15 protein-coding genes are annotated in these 17,100 nt (G+C 70.9%); 5 read left to right on the top strand and 10 right to left on the bottom strand.

Annotated elements, in window-relative coordinates; all coding sequences use genetic code 11:
• Positions 1–67: 67 nt before the first annotated feature.
• Positions 68–1,597 carry a malate dehydrogenase (quinone) gene (mqo, locus tag F1734_RS12015; protein WP_026137715.1) on the bottom strand — a complete coding sequence of 510 codons (1,530 nt, stop codon included), beginning with the start codon at positions 1,595–1,597 and terminating at the stop codon, positions 68–70.
• Positions 1,598–1,831: 234 nt separating this feature from the next.
• Between mqo and F1734_RS12010 the strand changes: the two genes are divergently transcribed.
• On the top strand, positions 1,832–2,839 hold the full coding sequence (locus tag F1734_RS12010; RefSeq protein WP_026137714.1) for an alpha/beta hydrolase: 1,008 nt from the start codon (positions 1,832–1,834) through the stop codon (positions 2,837–2,839).
• Positions 2,840–2,870: 31 nt separating this feature from the next.
• Complete coding sequence (mtr, locus tag F1734_RS12005; protein ID WP_203011721.1) at positions 2,871–4,244, top strand: mycothione reductase; 1,374 nt, start codon at positions 2,871–2,873, stop codon at positions 4,242–4,244.
• Positions 4,245–4,302: 58 nt separating this feature from the next.
• On the opposite strand, the gene F1734_RS12000 is transcribed toward mtr, so the two are convergent.
• The 3 genes from F1734_RS12000 to F1734_RS11990 all read right to left on the bottom strand — a co-directional run bounded on the left by F1734_RS12000 (position 4,303) and on the right by F1734_RS11990 (position 7,504).
• Positions 4,303–4,869, bottom strand: coding sequence for a hypothetical protein (locus tag F1734_RS12000; protein WP_026137713.1), 567 nt, complete (start codon positions 4,867–4,869; stop codon positions 4,303–4,305).
• A 48-nt stretch (positions 4,870–4,917) separates the two neighbouring features.
• Positions 4,918–5,775: a type I methionyl aminopeptidase gene (gene map / locus F1734_RS11995; RefSeq protein WP_010592724.1), complete on the bottom strand. Its 858-nt coding sequence runs from the start codon at positions 5,773–5,775 to the stop codon at positions 4,918–4,920.
• Positions 5,776–5,845: 70 nt separating this feature from the next.
• On the bottom strand, positions 5,846–7,504 hold the full coding sequence (locus F1734_RS11990; RefSeq protein ID WP_040271845.1) for an AMP-binding protein: 1,659 nt from the start codon (positions 7,502–7,504) through the stop codon (positions 5,846–5,848).
• A gap of 106 nt (positions 7,505–7,610) precedes the next feature.
• On the opposite strand from F1734_RS11990, the gene F1734_RS11985 reads away from it, so the two are divergent.
• Positions 7,611–8,471, top strand: coding sequence for a helix-turn-helix transcriptional regulator (locus F1734_RS11985; RefSeq protein ID WP_040271842.1), 861 nt, complete (start codon positions 7,611–7,613; stop codon positions 8,469–8,471).
• Between the two features lie 40 nt (positions 8,472–8,511).
• Here the strand turns inward: F1734_RS11985 and F1734_RS11980 are convergent, their stop codons facing one another.
• The 5 genes from F1734_RS11980 to dxr all read right to left on the bottom strand — a co-directional run bounded on the left by F1734_RS11980 (position 8,512) and on the right by dxr (position 14,938).
• Complete coding sequence (locus F1734_RS11980) at positions 8,512–10,353, bottom strand: penicillin-binding transpeptidase domain-containing protein (RefSeq protein ID WP_010592727.1); 1,842 nt, start codon at positions 10,351–10,353, stop codon at positions 8,512–8,514.
• Between the two features lie 67 nt (positions 10,354–10,420).
• Entirely contained in the window at positions 10,421–11,257 is an 837-nt protein-coding gene (locus F1734_RS11975) for a GNAT family N-acetyltransferase (RefSeq protein WP_017680563.1), read from the bottom strand.
• Positions 11,258–11,341: 84 nt separating this feature from the next.
• Positions 11,342–12,496, bottom strand: coding sequence for a flavodoxin-dependent (E)-4-hydroxy-3-methylbut-2-enyl-diphosphate synthase (gene ispG, locus F1734_RS11970; protein WP_010592729.1), 1,155 nt, complete (start codon positions 12,494–12,496; stop codon positions 11,342–11,344).
• 45 nt (positions 12,497–12,541) lie between these two features.
• Entirely contained in the window at positions 12,542–13,759 is a 1,218-nt protein-coding gene (locus tag F1734_RS11965; RefSeq protein WP_010592730.1) for a M50 family metallopeptidase, read from the bottom strand.
• 15 nt (positions 13,760–13,774) lie between these two features.
• Positions 13,775–14,938 carry a 1-deoxy-D-xylulose-5-phosphate reductoisomerase gene (gene dxr, locus F1734_RS11960; RefSeq protein WP_010592731.1) on the bottom strand — a complete coding sequence of 388 codons (1,164 nt, stop codon included), beginning with the start codon at positions 14,936–14,938 and terminating at the stop codon, positions 13,775–13,777.
• Between the two features lie 142 nt (positions 14,939–15,080).
• On the opposite strand from dxr, the gene F1734_RS11955 reads away from it, so the two are divergent.
• Entirely contained in the window at positions 15,081–15,326 is a 246-nt protein-coding gene (locus tag F1734_RS11955; RefSeq protein WP_010592732.1) for a DUF2631 domain-containing protein, read from the top strand.
• A 78-nt stretch (positions 15,327–15,404) separates the two neighbouring features.
• Here F1734_RS11955 and rlmN read toward each other — a convergent pair whose 3' ends face one another.
• Positions 15,405–16,514: a dual-specificity RNA methyltransferase RlmN gene (rlmN, locus tag F1734_RS11950; RefSeq protein ID WP_203011720.1), complete on the bottom strand. Its 1,110-nt coding sequence runs from the start codon at positions 16,512–16,514 to the stop codon at positions 15,405–15,407.
• Between the two features lie 87 nt (positions 16,515–16,601).
• On the opposite strand from rlmN, the gene F1734_RS11945 reads away from it, so the two are divergent.
• Positions 16,602–16,970: a LapA family protein gene (locus tag F1734_RS11945; RefSeq protein ID WP_040271831.1), complete on the top strand. Its 369-nt coding sequence runs from the start codon at positions 16,602–16,604 to the stop codon at positions 16,968–16,970.
• Positions 16,971–17,100: the final 130 nt, after the last annotated feature.

The raw sequence follows: 17,100 nt of genomic DNA, 5'->3' as shown, positions 1-17,100 counted from the left end.
GGCGGACGAGGGCGGCCCGCGCGGGATCCGGGCGGGTCCCGCGCGGGCCGCCTCGACGACAGGACGGTCAGACCGTCGCCGGCTCCGCCGGGGCGGGGGCGTCGACCGGGGAGGCGACATCGAGCTGCAGGGACTTGGTACCCCAGCGCCAGACCTTGTCGAACAGTGCGGTGTCGTCCGAGAGCTTGACTCCGAGGGACGGCACCATCTCCCGCAGGGTGTCCTGCCATGCCGTCCACCGGTCGGGGAAGCACCGTTCGAGCACGTCGAGCATCGCCGGAACCGCGGTCGAGGCCCCCGGCGACGCGCCGAGCAGGCCGGCGATCGTGCCGTCGCCGGCATTGACCACGGCGGTGCCGAACTCGAGCACTCCGCCCGCGCCCTTGCGGCGGATGACCTGTACCCGCTGGCCGGCGGTGATGAGCTCCCAGTCCGCCATGCGGGCCTGCGGCACGAACTCGCCCAGGGTGCCGATGCGGTCGCGCGGCGACTGCATCAGCTCACCGATCAGGTACTTGGTCAGTCCCATCTCGGTGAGGCCGACGCCGATCATCGACAGCAGGTTGTTCGGCTTGACCGACCCGGGCAGGTCGGTGAACTTGCCGTTCTTGAGGAACTTCGGGGACCAGCCGGCGTAGGGGCCGAACAGCAGGCCCTGCTTGCCGCCGATCACGCGGGTGTCGAGGTGCGGGACCGACATGGGCGGTGCACCCACGGCGGCCTTGCCGTACACCTTGGCGCTGTGCATGGCGATCAGCTCCGGATTGGTGCAGCGCAGGAACTGACCGGAGACGGGGAAGCCGCCGAAGCCCTTGGCCTCCGCGATACCCGACTTCTGCAGCAGGTGCAGCGCGCCACCGCCGGCACCGACGAACACGAACCGGGCGTGCACCTTGCGGGCCTGGCCGGTGCGGCGGTTGCGGACCTTGACGCTCCAGCTTCCGTCGGACTGCTTGTCCAGATCCGTCACGTCGTGGCCGAAGTGCACGGTGCCGCCGGACGCGGCGACGTTGTTCAGCAGCTGCTTGGTGAGGGCGCCGAAGTCGACGTCGGTGCCGTCCTGGGTCCAGTTCAGCGCGATGGGCTCGGAGAAGTCCCGGCCCTGCGCCATCAGCGGCAGCCGTTCCGAGAAGTACTCGGGGCTCTCCGAGTACTCCATGCCGGCGAAGAGCGGGTGCCCGGCCAGCGCGTCGTAGCGGGCACGCAGGTACTTCACGTTGTCGGCGCCGTGGACGAAGCTGACGTGCGGAACGGGATTGATGAAGTTCTTGGGATCGGTGAGGATGCCGTTGTCCACCGCGAACGCCCAGAACTGGCGCGAGACCTGGAATTGCTCGTTGACGTTGATCGCCTTGGTGATGTCCACGCCACCGCCCGGCTTGGCGGGCGTGTAGTTCAGCTCGCACAGCGCCGAGTGGCCGGTGCCCGCGTTGTTCCAGGGATCACTGCTCTCGGCCGCCGCGGCGTCGAGCCGCTCGAAAGCGGTGATGGACCAGTCGGGCTGCAGCCGGCGCAGGATGGCGCCGAGTGTCGCGCTCATGATGCCCGCACCCACGAGCACTACATCGGTCTTGGCCTCTACCACGTTCTCTGACACTGGAGGATCGACTTCCTTGTCTGTTCGCACGCGCCGCTGCGTTCCGCACTGCACCGCGTGAGTGTCCCGTGCACGTCCGTGCTCGTCCGCCGGGTCTCGCTGAACTCACGGATCCCGGCGACGTCGCGGCCGCGCCGACTGCGACGAACAGGTTACCCGCGCGTTGTCCGGCGTTTGTCTTCACCCAATTGTGCCCCCACGACAGGTCCGCGTACCGACCAATACAGTGTGATCGTGACTACTTGGCAGCCCGATATCCTCGGCGACGGATACGAGCAGCTCACGCTGCATCTCGGCCCCGATCCGGACGGCGAGGGCGAGGCCACCGCCACCCTCGTCCGCTACCAGCCGTCCGTCTACCCCGGCGGCGAGTCCGCGCCGGACCGCGCGGTGATCTACGTGCACGGCTTCACCGACTACTTCTTCCAGCAGCACCTCGCCGAGCACTTCGCCGCCCAGGGGTACCGGTTCTTCGCCCTGGACCTGCGCAAGTGCGGGCGCTCGCGGCAACCCGGGCAGACCCCGCACTTCGTCACCGATCTGACCTACTACGACGCCGAACTCGAGGAGGCACTGCGGATCGTCCGCGGTGAGGTCGGCGGCGGGATCCTGCTCGTGGCGCATTCCACGGGCGGGCTGGTCCTGCCGTTGTGGCTCGATCGGATGAACCGCCGACCGGGCGGTACGGGCGGCGCCGGGATCCAGGGCCTGATCCTCAACAGCCCGTGGTTCGACCTGCAGGGACCGTCGATCCTGCGCGGCCTCGGCACCGTCGCGGTCGATGCCGTCGGCCGGGTGCGCAGCCGCGCCGTCATCCCGGGGCAGAGCCTGGACACCTACGGGATGAGTCTGCACAAGGACGCCAACGGCCACTGGGAGTACGACCTGGACTGGAAGCCGCTGGCCGGGTTTCCCGTCACGTTCGGCTGGCTCCGTGCCGTCCGCCGCGGCCACGCGACACTGCACCGCGGCCTCGATGTCGGCGTCCCGTCGCTGATCCTGCGGTCGAAGGACACCCGCTGGGCCCCCGCGTACGACCCCACGGTGGACACCGCCGACGCGGTCCTCGACGTCAAGCAGATCGCCCGGTGGGCCGGATGCCTGGGCGACCGCACGACGATCGTTCCGATCACCGGCGCCCGGCACGATGTGTTCCTCTCCACACCCGACGTGCTCGACGTGGCGTTCCGGGAATTGGATCTGTGGCTGGACTGGTTGGACGGTCACAGCAGATCCCTGTGATCGTCCACGCGAACCTGACAACGGGAGAACAGTGAGTCACTACGACCTGGCCATCATCGGCACCGGCTCCGGAAACTCGATCCTCGACGAGCGATTCGACGGCCGGAAGGTGGCGATCCTCGAGCAGGGCACCTTCGGTGGCACCTGTCTCAACGTCGGCTGCATCCCCACCAAGATGTACGTCTATGCGGCGGAGGTCGCGCAGACCGTGCGCAAGGCCGCGAAGTACGGTGTCGACGCGACGATCGACGGGGTCCGGTGGAGCGACATCGTCGACCGGGTGTTCGGCCGGATCGACCCGATCGCGGCCGGCGGCGACCGCTACCGCACCGAGGACTGCGCGAACGTCACCGTCCACCGCGGGCACGCCCGGTTCGTGGGCGAGCGCACCCTCGACACCGGCACGGGCGAGATCATCACCGCCGACCAGGTCGTCGTCGCAGCGGGCGCGCGTCCGGCGATCCCGCAGGAGGTACTCGACGGCGGGGTCCGCTACTACACCAACGACGACATCATGCGGCTGCCGAAACTGCCGGAATCGCTGGTGATCCTCGGCTCCGGGTTCATCGCGATGGAGTTCGCGCACGTCTTCTCCGCCCTGGGCACCCGGGTGTCGGTGCTCGCCCGCACCGGTCAGTTGCTGCGGCACCTCGACCACGACCTCGCCGAGCACTTCACCGGCCTGGCCACCGACCGGTGGGACGTGCACCTGTCCAACCCCGCGACGGCGTTCCGTCCCGTCGGCGACGGCGTCGAGGTGGAACTGGCCGACGGCACCACCGTCAGCGGCGACGCGCTGCTCGTCGCGGTCGGCCGGACACCCAACGGGGACGCACTCGACGCCGCCGCGGGCGGCATCGCGCTGCACGACGACGGCCGGATCGTCGTCGACGAGTTCCAGCGCACCACCGCGCGCGGGGTCTTCGCGCTCGGCGACGTCTCGTCGCCGCACCAGCTCAAGCACGTCGCCAATCACGAGGCCCGCGTCGTACAGCACAACCTGCTCCACGACGCGTGGGGCGAGGACGTCTCGGTCCTGCGCCGCTCGGACCATCGGTTCGTGCCGTCCGCGGTCTTCACCGACCCGCAGATCGCGACGGTCGGCCTGACCGAGGAACAGGCCCGCGCCCAGGGCTACGACGTCGCGGTGAAGATCCAGTACTACGGCGACGTCGCGTACGGCTGGGCGATGGAGGACACCGAGGGTTTCTGCAAGGTGATCGCCGACCGCACCACGGGCAAGCTGCTCGGCGTGCACATCCTGGGCGCCCAGGCGTCGTCGGTGATCCAGCCGCTGATCCAGGCCATGAGCTTCGGTCTCACCGCCCGGGAGACGGCCACCGGACAGTACTGGATCCACCCGGCCCTGCCGGAACTGGTCGAGAACGCTCTCCTCGGGTTGTGATCGGTGTGTCCTTTGGGCGGCTCCCACCGCCCAAAGGACACACCGGCGGCGAAGCCGCCTACCAGCTGCCGGTGCGCAGGGCGATCGCGCTGGCCAGTTCCGCCGGCGCCTCGGCCGGGATGTTGGCCACGCCGCTCAGTTCGACGACGCGGAACTCCGACAGGACGTACCGCATCGAGGCGTCGGCCTCCGGGCGGCGCGCGGCGCTGCCCACGAGCACGGTGGTGGGCACCTCGGCGGGGGCGGCGTCCGCGTCCCGTACGACGCCCTCGACGTCCGGCACCGCCGGGTGGCCCCGGTCGGCGACCACGAGGCTGGCGAACCGGCCGAACCGGCCCGAGGCGGCCGCCCACGCCAGCTCCGCTCCAGCCCCACTGCCGACGAGGTGCACCCACGGCAACTGCAGGGCGTCGAGCAATGCGTGCACGCCCGCGACGTCGAGACCCTCGATGGTCTCCGGTACGAACGTACGCAGATCCGAATGGTGCAGCCGCGCGCACACCGCGTCGTAGACGTCGGCGGATTCCCCGGCGCCGGGCAGCAGCAGCACCGCGTGCCGGCTCTCGGGGCCGTCGATTCGCACGGTGAAGGTGCCGGCCGGGATCGCCACGTCAGTCGGTTCCATGCCGAAGCACGGTACGCGACAAGGCGTTGCGCCCGGCACCCGGCCGCGTCACGGCAGCGTGAGGATATCCGCTCCGCTGTCGGTGACGACGATGGTGTGCTCGAACTGGGCGGTCCACTTGCGGTCCTTGGTGACCACGGTCCAGCCGTCGTCCCAGATCTCGTAGTCCACGGTGCCGAGGTTGATCATCGGCTCGATCGTGAACACCATTCCCGGCTCGAGCACGGTGTCGACGGACGGCTGGTCGTAGTGCAGGATCACCAGCCCGTTGTGGAACGTCTCGCCGATGCCGTGACCGGTGAAGTCACGCACCACCCCGTACCCGAACCGGTTCGCGTACGACTCGATGACCCGGCCGACGACGTTGAGGGCCCGGCCCGGCTTGACCGCCTTGATCGCCCGCATCGTCGCCTCACGGGTCCGTTCGACCAGCAGGCGGTGCTCCTCGGAGACCTCGCCCGCCAGGAACGTGGCATTGGTGTCACCGTGCACTCCCCCGATGTAGGCGGTGACGTCGATGTTGACGATGTCGCCGTCCTCGAGCACCGTCGAATCCGGGATGCCGTGGCAGATCACCTCGTTCAGCGACGTGCAGCACGACTTGGTGAAGCCCTTGTACCCCAGCGTCGAGGGATACGCGCCGTGGTCGCACATGTATTCGTGCGCGATCCGGTCCAGTTCGTCGGTGGTCACGCCCGGCGCGACGGCCTTGCCCGCCTCGGCCAGGGCCTGCGCGGCGATGCGGCCGGCGACCCGCATCTTCTCGATGGTCTCCGGGGTCTGCACCCACGGCTCGTGCCCTTCGTTCGCCGTCGGCTTCCACGCGTACTCCGGTCGCTCGATCCCGTTGGGGACGGCGCGGACGGGTGAGACGGTTCCGGGGACGAGTGCGGTGCGAACAGGCATGGTCACCAGGATAGGCCCCGACCGACGGGGGGCGACGCGGCGCCGGCCGCGCCGCCCCCACGCGGGCGGCTCAGCCCTGACGCAGGATGTAGCGCTGGATCTTGCCGCTGGGCGTCTTCGGCAGCTGCGGCACGAAGTGCACGGTCCGCGGGTAGGCGTGCGCCGCGAACTTGCGCTTGACCAGCTGCTGCAGCTCCACCTCGAGCTCGTCGGTGCCGTCGACGCCGTCGCGCAGCACCACGAACGCTTCGAGCACCTCGCCGCGCAGCTGGTCGGGCATGCCGACGACGGCGGCCTCGACGACGTGCTCGTGCATCACCAGCACGCTCTCGACGTCGAACGGGCCGATCCGGTAGCCCGCCATGATGATCACGTCGTCGTCGCGGGCGGAGAAGTAGAAGAACCCGTCCTCGTCGACCTGTCCGGCGTCGCCGGTGAGGTACCAGCGGCCGTCCTCGGTGAACCGCTGCGCGGTCTTCTCCGGCGCGTCCACGTACCCCGTGAACCACAGCAGGGGGCTGGCGTGGGTGTCGATCGCCACCCGTCCGGGCACGCCGGGGGCGGCGATGTCGTCGGAGTCGTCCGAGAGCACGGCGCAGGACCACCCGGGCAGGGGCTTACCCATCGATCCGGGCCGCACTTCTTCGCGCAGCCCGTCCGCCCACGCGTTGACGACGAACATGCCGTGCTCGGTCTGGCCGTAGTGGTCGCGCACGATCACGCCGAGGGTCTGCTCGGACCATGCCACGACGTCCGGGGTGAGCGGCTCGCCGGCGGACGAGGCGCGCCGCAGCGAGACCGACTCCGGCACGGGCGCCGAGTCCGCCCGCAGGCTGCGGTAGACGGTGGGCGCGGCCGCGAAGTTGGTGACCCCGAACTTTTCCATCACCTGCCAGGTGAGGGCGGCGGAGAACCCGGCGTGCAGCAGCAGGCTGCGCACACCGGCGGCCAGCGGCGCGAGCAGCGCGTAGTAGAGCCCGTACGCCCAGCCGGGATCGGCGGCGTTCCAGAACACGTCGTCCTCACGCACGTCGAGGCCGAAGTCCAGGTAGGCGTGGAACGACGCGAGCGCCCGCACCGGCACCGGCACCCCCTTCGGGGTGCCGGTCGTGCCGGAGGTGAACAGCTGCACGAGCCCGCCGTGCCCACCGACGGCGACCGCGGCGCCGCGCGGATCGTCCGCATCGTGCGAGGCCACCAGGTCGGCGAAGCGGACGCCGATGCCGGCGGTGCCGGCCTCGGCGGGACCGGCAACGACGATCTGCCACGGCGCGTCGGCGGGGATGTCCTCGCCGGGCGCGAGCTTGCCGACCTGGTCCGCGTCGGCGACGACGACCTTCGCCCCGCTGGCCTGCAGCCGGAAGCCGATCGCCGGGGGTGCGAAGGCGGTGAACAACGGCACGTGCACGGCACCGCGACGCCAGATGCCGAGCAGCGCCACCACCAGGTCCGCGGACTTGCCCATCAGGGTGGCGACATGGTCGCCCGGCTCGACGCCGAGATCGGCCAGGGCCGCGGCGAACCGGGAGGACTGCTCACGCAGCTCGCCGAAGGTCAGGTCGGTCGCGGTCAGATCCGCCTCGACCACTGTGAACGCGACGGCGTCCGCGGGATGCCCGTCGCACAGCAGCTGTGCGGCACACGCGTCGGCGGTGTCGTAGCGGTCCAGCAGTTCCCGCACCCGTGCCTCCTGCCCGGAATGCGCACGCGCGGTGGTCTCGGTGGTCATCGAATCCGTCCTCTCGTGAAGCGCCCCGGGGTGAACGTCCCGAGGATCGATTCCTTTATGATCCAAGTCACACGTCCGTCCCGATACCCCCGGAAAGGGGTGACCGATGGCGCCGGCCGGCACCTCGCCTCTCCTTCGTCCCCGCGACAGCGACGCCCTGCGCGGGGAGCTTCGCCGTACCGCGGCCGAGGCCCTGATCCCTGTCGTGTTCGCCGGGGAGGTTCGCGACGGGAACCTGCACCTGACCGAGTTCTTCGGCACCCGCACCAACGCTCTCGAGGGGGTCGTGGTCCCGCCCCGGGCCGGTCTGGGCGGCCTCGTGGTGGACCGGGCCCGGCCGGCGACGGTGCCGGACTACGGCCGGTCGTCGTCGATCACCCACCACTTCGATCGGCCGGTCCTCGGCGAGGGGCTGCGCTCGATCCTCGCGGTGCCGGTGATGGTGAGCGGGGCGGCTCGTGCCGTGCTCTACGGCGCGATCCGGGAGTGTTCCCCGCTCGGCGACCGCGCGGTGGGAGCCTTCGTGCAGGCGGCGCGACGGCTCAGCAGCGAGATCGCCGTCCGGGACGAGGTGGACCGGCGGCTGGCGATGCTCGGTTCCCTCGACCGCCCGGTCGAGAGCCCGGTCGCGGCCGCCCAGATCCGGGACGTGCACGCAGAACTGCGCGGTCTCGCCCAGTGCGTCGAGGATGCCGGCCTGCAGCGTAAGCTGCGGGACCTGTCGGACCGGCTGGCCGGGGCGCTCGGCGGCGCGGCACCGCTCCAGAGCGACGTGGTGCTCTCGCCGCGCGAGACCGACGTGCTCGCGCACGTGGCGCTGGGATGCACCAACGCCGAGATCGCCGACCGGCTGTCGGTCGGCCCGGAGACGGTCAAGAGCTACTTGCGCAGCGCGATGGGCAAGCTCGACGCCCACACCCGGCACGAGGCCGTCGTGTCGGCGCGACGCCTGGGGCTGCTGCCCTGACCGGCGGCCGGTGGGCTCTCCCGCGGCGCGCCCGGGCCGGTCAGTAGCCCTCCGGCAGCGCCGCGAACATGTCGCGGGTGACGGCGACGGCGTTGTCGGAGCTGCCGCCGCGCACGACGAGCGTCGCGAAGGCCAGGTCACCGCGATATCCGACGAACCATGCGTGGGAGCCGCCCGCGACCTCGGCCTCACCCGTCTTGCCGTACACCTCGCCCTGGTCGCGAATCCGGTCGGCGGTACCGCTGGTGATCACCAGGCGCATCATGCCGCGCAGGCCGTCGACCATCTCCGGGGTGACCGGCGGCCGGTCGCCGGTGACGACGGTCTCGCGTCCCTGCAGCAGGTAGGGCACGGGTGCGCTGCCGTGCGCGACGGTCGCCGCGGCCAGGGCCATCCCGAACGGGCTGACGACGACCCTGCCCTGACCGAAGCCGTCCTCGGCGCGCTGGACCAGGTCCTCCGCGGGCGGCACCGATCCGGAGAACGTGGGCATGCCCACCACGTCGTACTCGGGTCCGATGCCGAACTGCGCGGCCGCGACGGTGAGGGCGTCGGGCGCCATCTCGGAGGCGAGTTTGGCGAACGAGGTGTTGCACGAGCGCGCGAACGCCGTCGCCATCGGCACGGTGCCGACCGAGAATTCGTTGTAGTTCGGAACACTGCGCTCGCCGATCGTGATCCGGCCCGGGCAGGCCACCATGGTGCCCGGTCCCGCGAGCCCGCTGGAGATGGCGGCACCCGAGGTGATGATCTTGAAGGTGGAGCCGGGCGGGTACTGTCCGGCCAGCGCGACCGGCCCGTCGCGGTCGGCGGCCTTGTTCTGCGCGACGGCGAGGACCGCGCCGGTGGACGCCTCGATCACCACCATCATCGCCTGTTCCGTGCGGGCGTCGACGGCGGCCTGCGCCGCCACCTGGATGGGACGGTCCAGGCTGACGGAGAAGGACGGCGCGGGTTCGGGCGGCGTCTCGGTGAGGACCCCGGTGTCGACACCGTTCTGGTTGACCGCGACGACGCTCCACCCGGCCTTGCCGTCCACCTCGTCGATCACGGTCTTCTTGACCTGGCCGACGAGGTCGGGGGCGAAGGTACGGTCGGTGGCGACGAGATCGGCCTGCTCGGTGATCGTGACCCCGGGCACCGCCGCGAGGGTGTCGGCGACGCGTTCGTAGTCCTCCTCACGCAGCCGCACGACCGAGTAGGCGCCGTCGGCGGCGGTCGCGGTCTCGGCGATCGACTGCGCGGTCAGCGACGGGTCGAACTCGGTCAGCGCCGCCGACAGCGCCCGCGCCGCGGCCCGGACATCGCCCGCCTGCGCCGCATCGAAACCGATTCCGTAGACGATGCCCGGAACGAGCACGTCCGAGCCGGAATGCTCGTTGACGCGGGCACGCGGGGCGGGATTGGTCCGCAGCTGCATCCGCTGCCGGTCCCCGAGCTGGGGATGCAGGTTCGACCGCGTCCAGCGCACCACCCAGTCCTCGCCGCTGCGGCCCATGTTCATCTGCCCGGAGTACCGCCACACGCGCTCGCCGGGCAGGTCCCACTCGTAGACGTAGGTGACGGTCGCGGTGTCCCCGTCGATCCGCACCCCGTCGGTGTCCACCTCGAGACCCTCCGCCTGCAGCCCCGTCCACGTCGCCGCGAGCGCCTCCTCGGCCGAGTCGGGACGATCGGTCAGGGCAGCGGCCGCAGCGAAGTCCCGCTCGGCGAAGTCGGTGAGGAACTCCTGTGCGGCAGGCTCCGGTCCGGCGGGTTTGGGGGTGCATGCCACGACGCCGCCGGCCAATGCGACGGCGGCTGCCAGGATCGGCAGGAGCCGACGCGGTGCCTGGACGAACCGGACGGACGGGACCGGGGCGCAGACGGGTCGAGTTCTCATCGCCGTCATCGTAGGACCGGTGGCACCCGGGATCGGGGAGGCGACACGGCCCGGACGGAGCGGCCCCTCAGTCCAGCAGAACCGTGCAGAAGGTCGCGACCTGCCGGAAGCCGATCCGGGCGTACGCCGCGCGAGCGCGGTGATTGAAGCTGTTGACGTACAGGCTCGGCAGCCGGCCACCGGCGGTGACGGCGGCGGCGACGGCCGCGGTGCCGGTCGAGCCGAGGCCGGCGTCGCGCCTGCCGGGGTCCACCCACACGCCCTGGATCTGCCCCACAGACGAGGACTGGGAGCCGATCTCGGCCTTGAACACCACCCGGCCGTGCTCGAAGCGGGCCCATGCGCGTCCGGTGGCGATCAGGCTCTGCACCCGGCGGCGGTATCCCGCTCCGCCGTCACCCGCGCACGGATCCACACCGACCTCCTCGCGGAACATCGCGATCGCGGCCGGCATGTAGGCGTCGATCTCGTCCGGTCGCACGCGCCGCACCAGCGGGTCGGGGACGACGAGGGGTTCCCGGTCGAGCACCAGCAGCGGTTGCTCGGCCCGCACCTCGCGGGCGGGACCCCATTCCGGCTGCAGGACCTCCCACATCGGCAAGGCGAGTTCGGCACGGCCGACGAGCGACGAGCACAGGCGGGGGCCGCGGGCGGCGCGGTCCGCGAAGGCATGCAGGTCGTCGCGATCGCCGAGCAGCGGGACGAGGTTCGCCCCCGAGAAGCACAGCGACTCGTCGGGTCCGCCCCGGCTCCACATGTCACCGCCGACGGCGCGGGAGTCGAGGCCGTACTCCTCGATCCGGCCGGCCACCATGCACGCCGCCACCGGATCGCGGGCCAGCACCCGCAGCACGTGTGCGGTGTCACGGCCGCCGAGAGACCGGACTCCCAGAAGCTTGAGCACGTCCCACCACCTGTCGACTGCGGATACGCACTCAGACTGCCAGAAGCCGGGGCCGCGCGGGAGTCCTGTGCCCGCCGAACCGGTTCAGCCGACCGAGACCACCGGGTTTCCGGTGCCGGCGTCGCCTTCCATCTCCTCGGCGATGCGCATGGCCTCCTCGATGAGGGTCTCGACGATCTGGGCCTCGGGGACGGTCTTGACGACCTTGCCCTTGACGAAGATCTGGCCCTTGCCGTTGCCGGACGCGACGCCGAGGTCGGCCTCGCGTGCCTCACCGGGGCCGTTGACGACGCAGCCCATGACCGCGACGCGCAGCGGCACCTCCATGCCCTGAAGGCCTGCGGTGACCTCGTCGGCGAGGGTGTAGACGTCGACCTGCGCGCGGCCGCACGACGGGCAGGAGACGATCTCGAGCTTGCGCGGCCGCAGGTTCAGCGACTGCAGGATCTGGGTGCCGACCTTGATCTCCTCGGCGGGCGGCGCCGACAGCGACACCCGGATGGTGTCGCCGATGCCCTCGCTGAGCAGCGCACCGAACGCGACGGCCGACTTGATCGTGCCCTGGAAGGCGGGCCCTGCCTCGGTCACACCCAGATGCAGCGGGTAGTCGCACTGCGCGGCGAGCTGACGGTAGGCCTCGACCATCACGACGGGGTCGTTGTGCTTGACCGAGATCTTGAGGTCGCCGAAGCCGTGCTCCTCGAACAGGCTCGCCTCCCACAGCGCGGACTCGACGAGCGCCTCGGGCGTGGCCTTGCCGTACTTGCTCAGGATGCGCGGATCCAGCGAGCCGGCGTTGACTCCGATACGGATCGGGATGCCCGCGGCGCCGGCGGCTTTGGCGACCTCCTTCACGCGGCCGTCGAACTCCTTGATGTTGCCGGGGTTGACGCGCACGGCGGCGCAGCCGGCGTCGATGGCGGCGAAGATGTAGCGCGGCTGGAAGTGGATGTCCGCGATGACCGGGATCTGGCTCTTCTTCGCGATCGCGGCGAGCGCGTCGGCGTCCTCCTGCCGCGGGCACGCGACCCGGACGATGTCGCAACCGGACGCGGTGAGCTCCGCGATCTGCTGCAACGTCGCGTTGACGTCGTGCGTCTTGGTGGTGCACATCGACTGCACCGACACCGGGTGGTCGCTGCCCACGCCGACGTCGCCGACCATGAGCTGACGGGTCTTGCGCCGGGGCGCGAGGACGGCGGGAACTTCGGGCATGCCCAAACCGACGGGGCTGGTCACGTTTCGCCTTCTTTCGTAGCTACGCGGCAATTCTAGCGGTGTGGGTCAGAACAGCTGGATGGGGTTGACGATGTCCGCGGTGAGTGTCAACAGCATGAACGCGCCGCCGATGAGGACGAACACGTAGGTGACGGGCAGCAGCTTCGTGTAGTCGACCGGGCCGCCGACCGGCAGCCCGCGCAGCCCGCGGATCCAGTTGCGGACCTTCTCGTACACGACGACGGCGATGTGGCCGCCGTCGAGCGGCAGCAGCGGGAGCAGGTTGAACATGCCCAGGAAGAAGTTCAGCTGGGCGAGCAGCAGGACGAACATCTGCCAGATGCCCCGCTCGGCGACCTGCCCACCGATGACGGAGGCACCGACCACGCTGATCGGGGTGTCGGGGTCGCGTTCGCCGCCCGTCACCGACTCCCACAGCGCCCCCACCTTGCTGGGCAGGTCGGCGAGGGCCTGCGCGGTGAGCACGAACATGTCGCCGGTGAACTGCAGCGTGCCGCCCACCGCGGTGAACGCGTTGTATTCGGTGACGGACGGCGGCGCGGCCACCCCGATGGCGCTGACGGTCTCCGAGGTGATCGCGCCCGTCTCGGGATCCTGCACCCAGCGCTGGGCGGACTGGACCGGCACCGGGATCGTCAACGTGCGACCGTCGCGCTCGACGACGAAATCCACCGTGCCGGTTGCGGCGCGGGTGACCTCGACCAGGTCCGCGAATGTCGCGACCTCGGTGCCGCCGACGGAGACGACGACGTCCCCGACCTCGAGGCCGGCAGCGGCGGCCGGACCCGGCCCGCTGCACGGCGCGAGCTCGTAGCCCCCGGATTCACCGGCCTGGGTCGGTGCGACGCACGAGAGCTCCCCGATCTCCGCCGGGGTCTCCCCCAGCCGCGGCAGACCCCACGCCACGGCGAGCCCGAAGATCAGCACCATCCCGAGGAGGAAGTTCATCGCGATGCCGCCGGACATCACCACCACGCGCTTCCATGCCTTCTGCTTGAACATGGCGCGCTCGTGCTCGTCGGGAGCCAGCTCGTCGAGCGCCGTCATGCCCGCGATGTCGCAGAAGCCGCCCGCCGGGATCGCCTTGAGGCCGTACTCGGTCTCACCGCGCCGGAACGAGTACAGCCGCGGCCCGAACCCGATGTAGTAGCGCCGCACCTTCATGCCGAGGCGCTGCGCGGTCCACATGTGCCCGGCCTCGTGCAGGGCGATGGATACGGCGATGCCGAGGGCGAACAGCACGACGCCCAGAACGAACATCATCGGTGGCCGGTCCTCCTACTTCACGAGCGCGCGGGCTCGGTCCCGAGCCCAGCCGTCGGCGGCGAGCACATCTTCCACGGTAGCGGGTGCCGCGGACCAGGCGTCGGCGTCGGCCAGCACCGCCGCCACCGTGCGCACGATCCCGGGGAACGGCAGCGCCCCCGCCAGGAAAGCCTCCGCGGCCACCTCGTTCGCGGCGTTGTACACCGCGGTCAGGCATCCGCCGCCCACCCCGGCGGCCCGGGCGAGTTCGATCGCGGGGAAGACGTCGTGATCCACGGGTTCGAACTCCCACGTCGAGGCGGTCGTGAAGTCGAGGGCCGGCGCCGCGTCCGCGATCCGGTGCGGCCAGCCCAGCGCGAGCGCGATCGGCAGCTTCATCGACGGCGGCGACGCCTGGGCCAGCGTGGACCCGTCGGTGAAGGTGACCATCGAGTGCACGATCGACTGCGGGTGCACGGTGACGTCGATCCGGTCGTAGCCGATGCCGAACAACAGGTGCGTCTCGATCAGTTCCAGGCCCTTGTTCACCAGCGTCGCCGAGTTCAGGGTGTTCATCGGGCCCATCGACCAGGTCGGGTGGGCGCCGGCCTGCTCGGGGGTGACCGACTCGAGCCGTTCGGCCGTCCAGCCGCGGAACGGACCACCCGAGGCGGTCAGCACGAGCCGGGCCACCTCGTCGGGGCTGCCGCCGCGCAGGCACTGGGCCAGCGCCGAGTGCTCCGAGTCCACCGGCACGATCTGCCCCGGGGCCGCGGCGGCGGTGACCAGTGCGCCGCCCGCGACGAGCGACTCCTTGTTGGCCAGCGCCAGGCGTGCGCCCGTCGCCAGTGCGGCCAGCGTCGGCTCCAGGCCGAGGGATCCGACGAGGGCGTTGAGCACCACGTCGGCCTCCACGTCGCGCACCAACCTCGTCACCGCCTCCGGCCCGCTGCGGACCTGCAGGCCCGGGAGGTCGAGGCGCGCGGCGGCCTGTGCGTTCGCGACGGCCACCTCGGTCACGCCGGTGACGCGGATCTGTTCGGCGAGCAGATCGATGTTGCCACCACCGGCGGCGAGACCGACCACCTCGAACCGGTCGGGGTTGGCGGCGATCACCTCGAGTGCCTGGGTGCCGATGGAGCCGGTGCTGCCGAGCAGCAGGACACGGGTGCGGGAGCTGGGTTGCGAGTCGGCCACGCCGACATTGTTCCCGACCGCCCTGAGGGGAGGCTGAATCACCCGCCCGGCGCGCGGGAGCGCGCCCCCACTTCGTACGACGGGCGGTCGTATGTCACGATTGGCCCAACAGCGAAGATCTTTGCGACCAGGAGGACAAGCGGTGGCCGGTACCGAGTTGAAGACCACTGGCGTCGACACGGCCGAGGTGCCGTCGGCGGAGTGGGGCTGGAGTGGCGAGGCGCCCCGCCTGTTCCGTTTCATGGGCTGGCTCATCGCCCTGTTCCTGCTGGCGATGATCATCGGCAACCACAACGGCAACGTCGAGAACTGGTTCCTGATCGGTTTCGCCGCGCTGCTCGTCGCCATCCTGGTGCGCGACATCGTCCAGCGCCGGCGCCGCAGGTAGCCGCACGTCCCCACAGCAACACCGAAGGGTCCGCCCGGTTCGTCCCGGGCGGACCCTTCGCTTGCCGCGAGTCCGTATTCAGTTCTCGGCGGCGAGCTGGCCGCAGGCTGCCGCGATCTCCTGGCCCCGGGTGTCCCGCACGGTGCACGAGACCCCCTGAGCCTGGACGCGACGAACGAACTCGCGCTCGACCGGCTTCGGGCTGGCGTCCCATTCGCTGCCCGGCGTCGGGTTGAGCGGGATCAGGTTCACGTGCACCAGCGGGCCGAGCGCCTTGTGCAGCTTCTTGCCCAGCATGTCCGCCCGCCACGGCTGGTCGTTGACGTCGCGGATCAGGGCGTACTCGACGGAGACACGGCGACCGGTCCGGTCGGCGTAGTAGCGCGCGGCGTCGAGCACCTCGGCGACGGGCCAGCGGTTGTTGACCGGCACCAGCGTGTCGCGCAGTTCGTCGTCCGGCGTGTGCAGCGACACGGCGAGGGTCACGCTCAGGTCCTCGTCGGCCAGCCGGCGGATCGCCGGCGCCAGACCGACGGTGGAGACGGTGACCGACCGCTGCGACAGGCCCAGTCCCTCCGGCGGCGGGGCGGTGATGCGCCGCACCGCGGCCACCACCCGCTTGTAGTTCGCCAGCGGCTCCCCCATCCCCATGAACACCACGTTGGACAGACGACCCGGTCCCCCGGCCACGTCACCGTCGCGCAGGGCCGCGGCCGCGGCGCGCACTTGATCGACGATCTCGGCGGTGGACAGGTTCCGATCCAGGCCGCCCTGGCCGGTCGCGCAGAACGGGCAGGCCATCCCGCAGCCGGCCTGGCTCGAGATGCACAGGGTGGCGCGGTCGGGGTAGCGCATGAGCACACTCTCGAGGAGGGTGCCGTCCCCGGCGCGCCACAGCGTCTTGCGGGTCTCGCCGCCGTCGCACGCCACGTGCTTGACCGGTGTCAGCAACGCGGGGAAGAACGCCGCCCCCACCTGCTCGCGCACCTTCGCCGGCAGATCCGTCATCTTCTCCGGATCGGCCTCGAGCCGCCCGTAGTAGTGCCGGGCCAGCTGATCGGCCCGGAAGGACGGCAGGCCCAGTTCACGCACGGCCGCCCGGCGCTGCTCGGCGTCGAGGTCGGCGAGGTGACGCGGCGGCATACCGCGTTTGGGCGCGTCGAAAACCAGGGGAAGAGAGGAGGGCATAATGACCCATTATCCATTACGGCGGCGGAGCCGGTCTTCCTCGCCGAATACGGTGTGCAGCGGCAGCCGGAGCGAGATGATCGATCCATGACCGACCGCCCCGCGAATCTGCCCGATCCGGTACCGGACCTGCCCGGCGGGGATCGGCCCGACCGGCAGGGCTCGACGAAGGCCACGCCCGATTCCGACCTCCGTCCCGCGCCGGAGATTCCCCTCGACCGCAGCCGCGCGGCATCGACGTGGACCGGCCTGGTCATCGGTGTTCTGGTCCTGATCCTGCTGCTCGTGTTCATCCTGCAGAACCTCGACTCGGTCACCATGGAACTGTTCGCCTGGGAGTTCACCCTGCCGCTGGGGGTGAGCCTGCTGCTGTCGGCCATCGCGGGAGCCCTCGTCATGGCGCTGGCGGGCGGTGTGCGGATCCTGCAGATCAAGCGTGCCGCGAAGCGGCGCTAGCACCGCGCCGCCCAGCGGCGGTGACACAGCGCCGCCCAGCGGCGGTGACACAGCGCCGCCCAGCGGCGGTGACACCGCGCCGCCCAGCGGCGGGTGACGAACACAACGCACCCAATCTCCCCAACGCGGC

The organism is Rhodococcus ruber (assembly GCF_016804345.1).
GTDB classification, from domain to species: Bacteria; Actinomycetota; Actinomycetes; order Mycobacteriales; family Mycobacteriaceae; genus Rhodococcus; species Rhodococcus ruber.
This window is presented reverse-complemented; position numbering and strand designations above follow the sequence as displayed.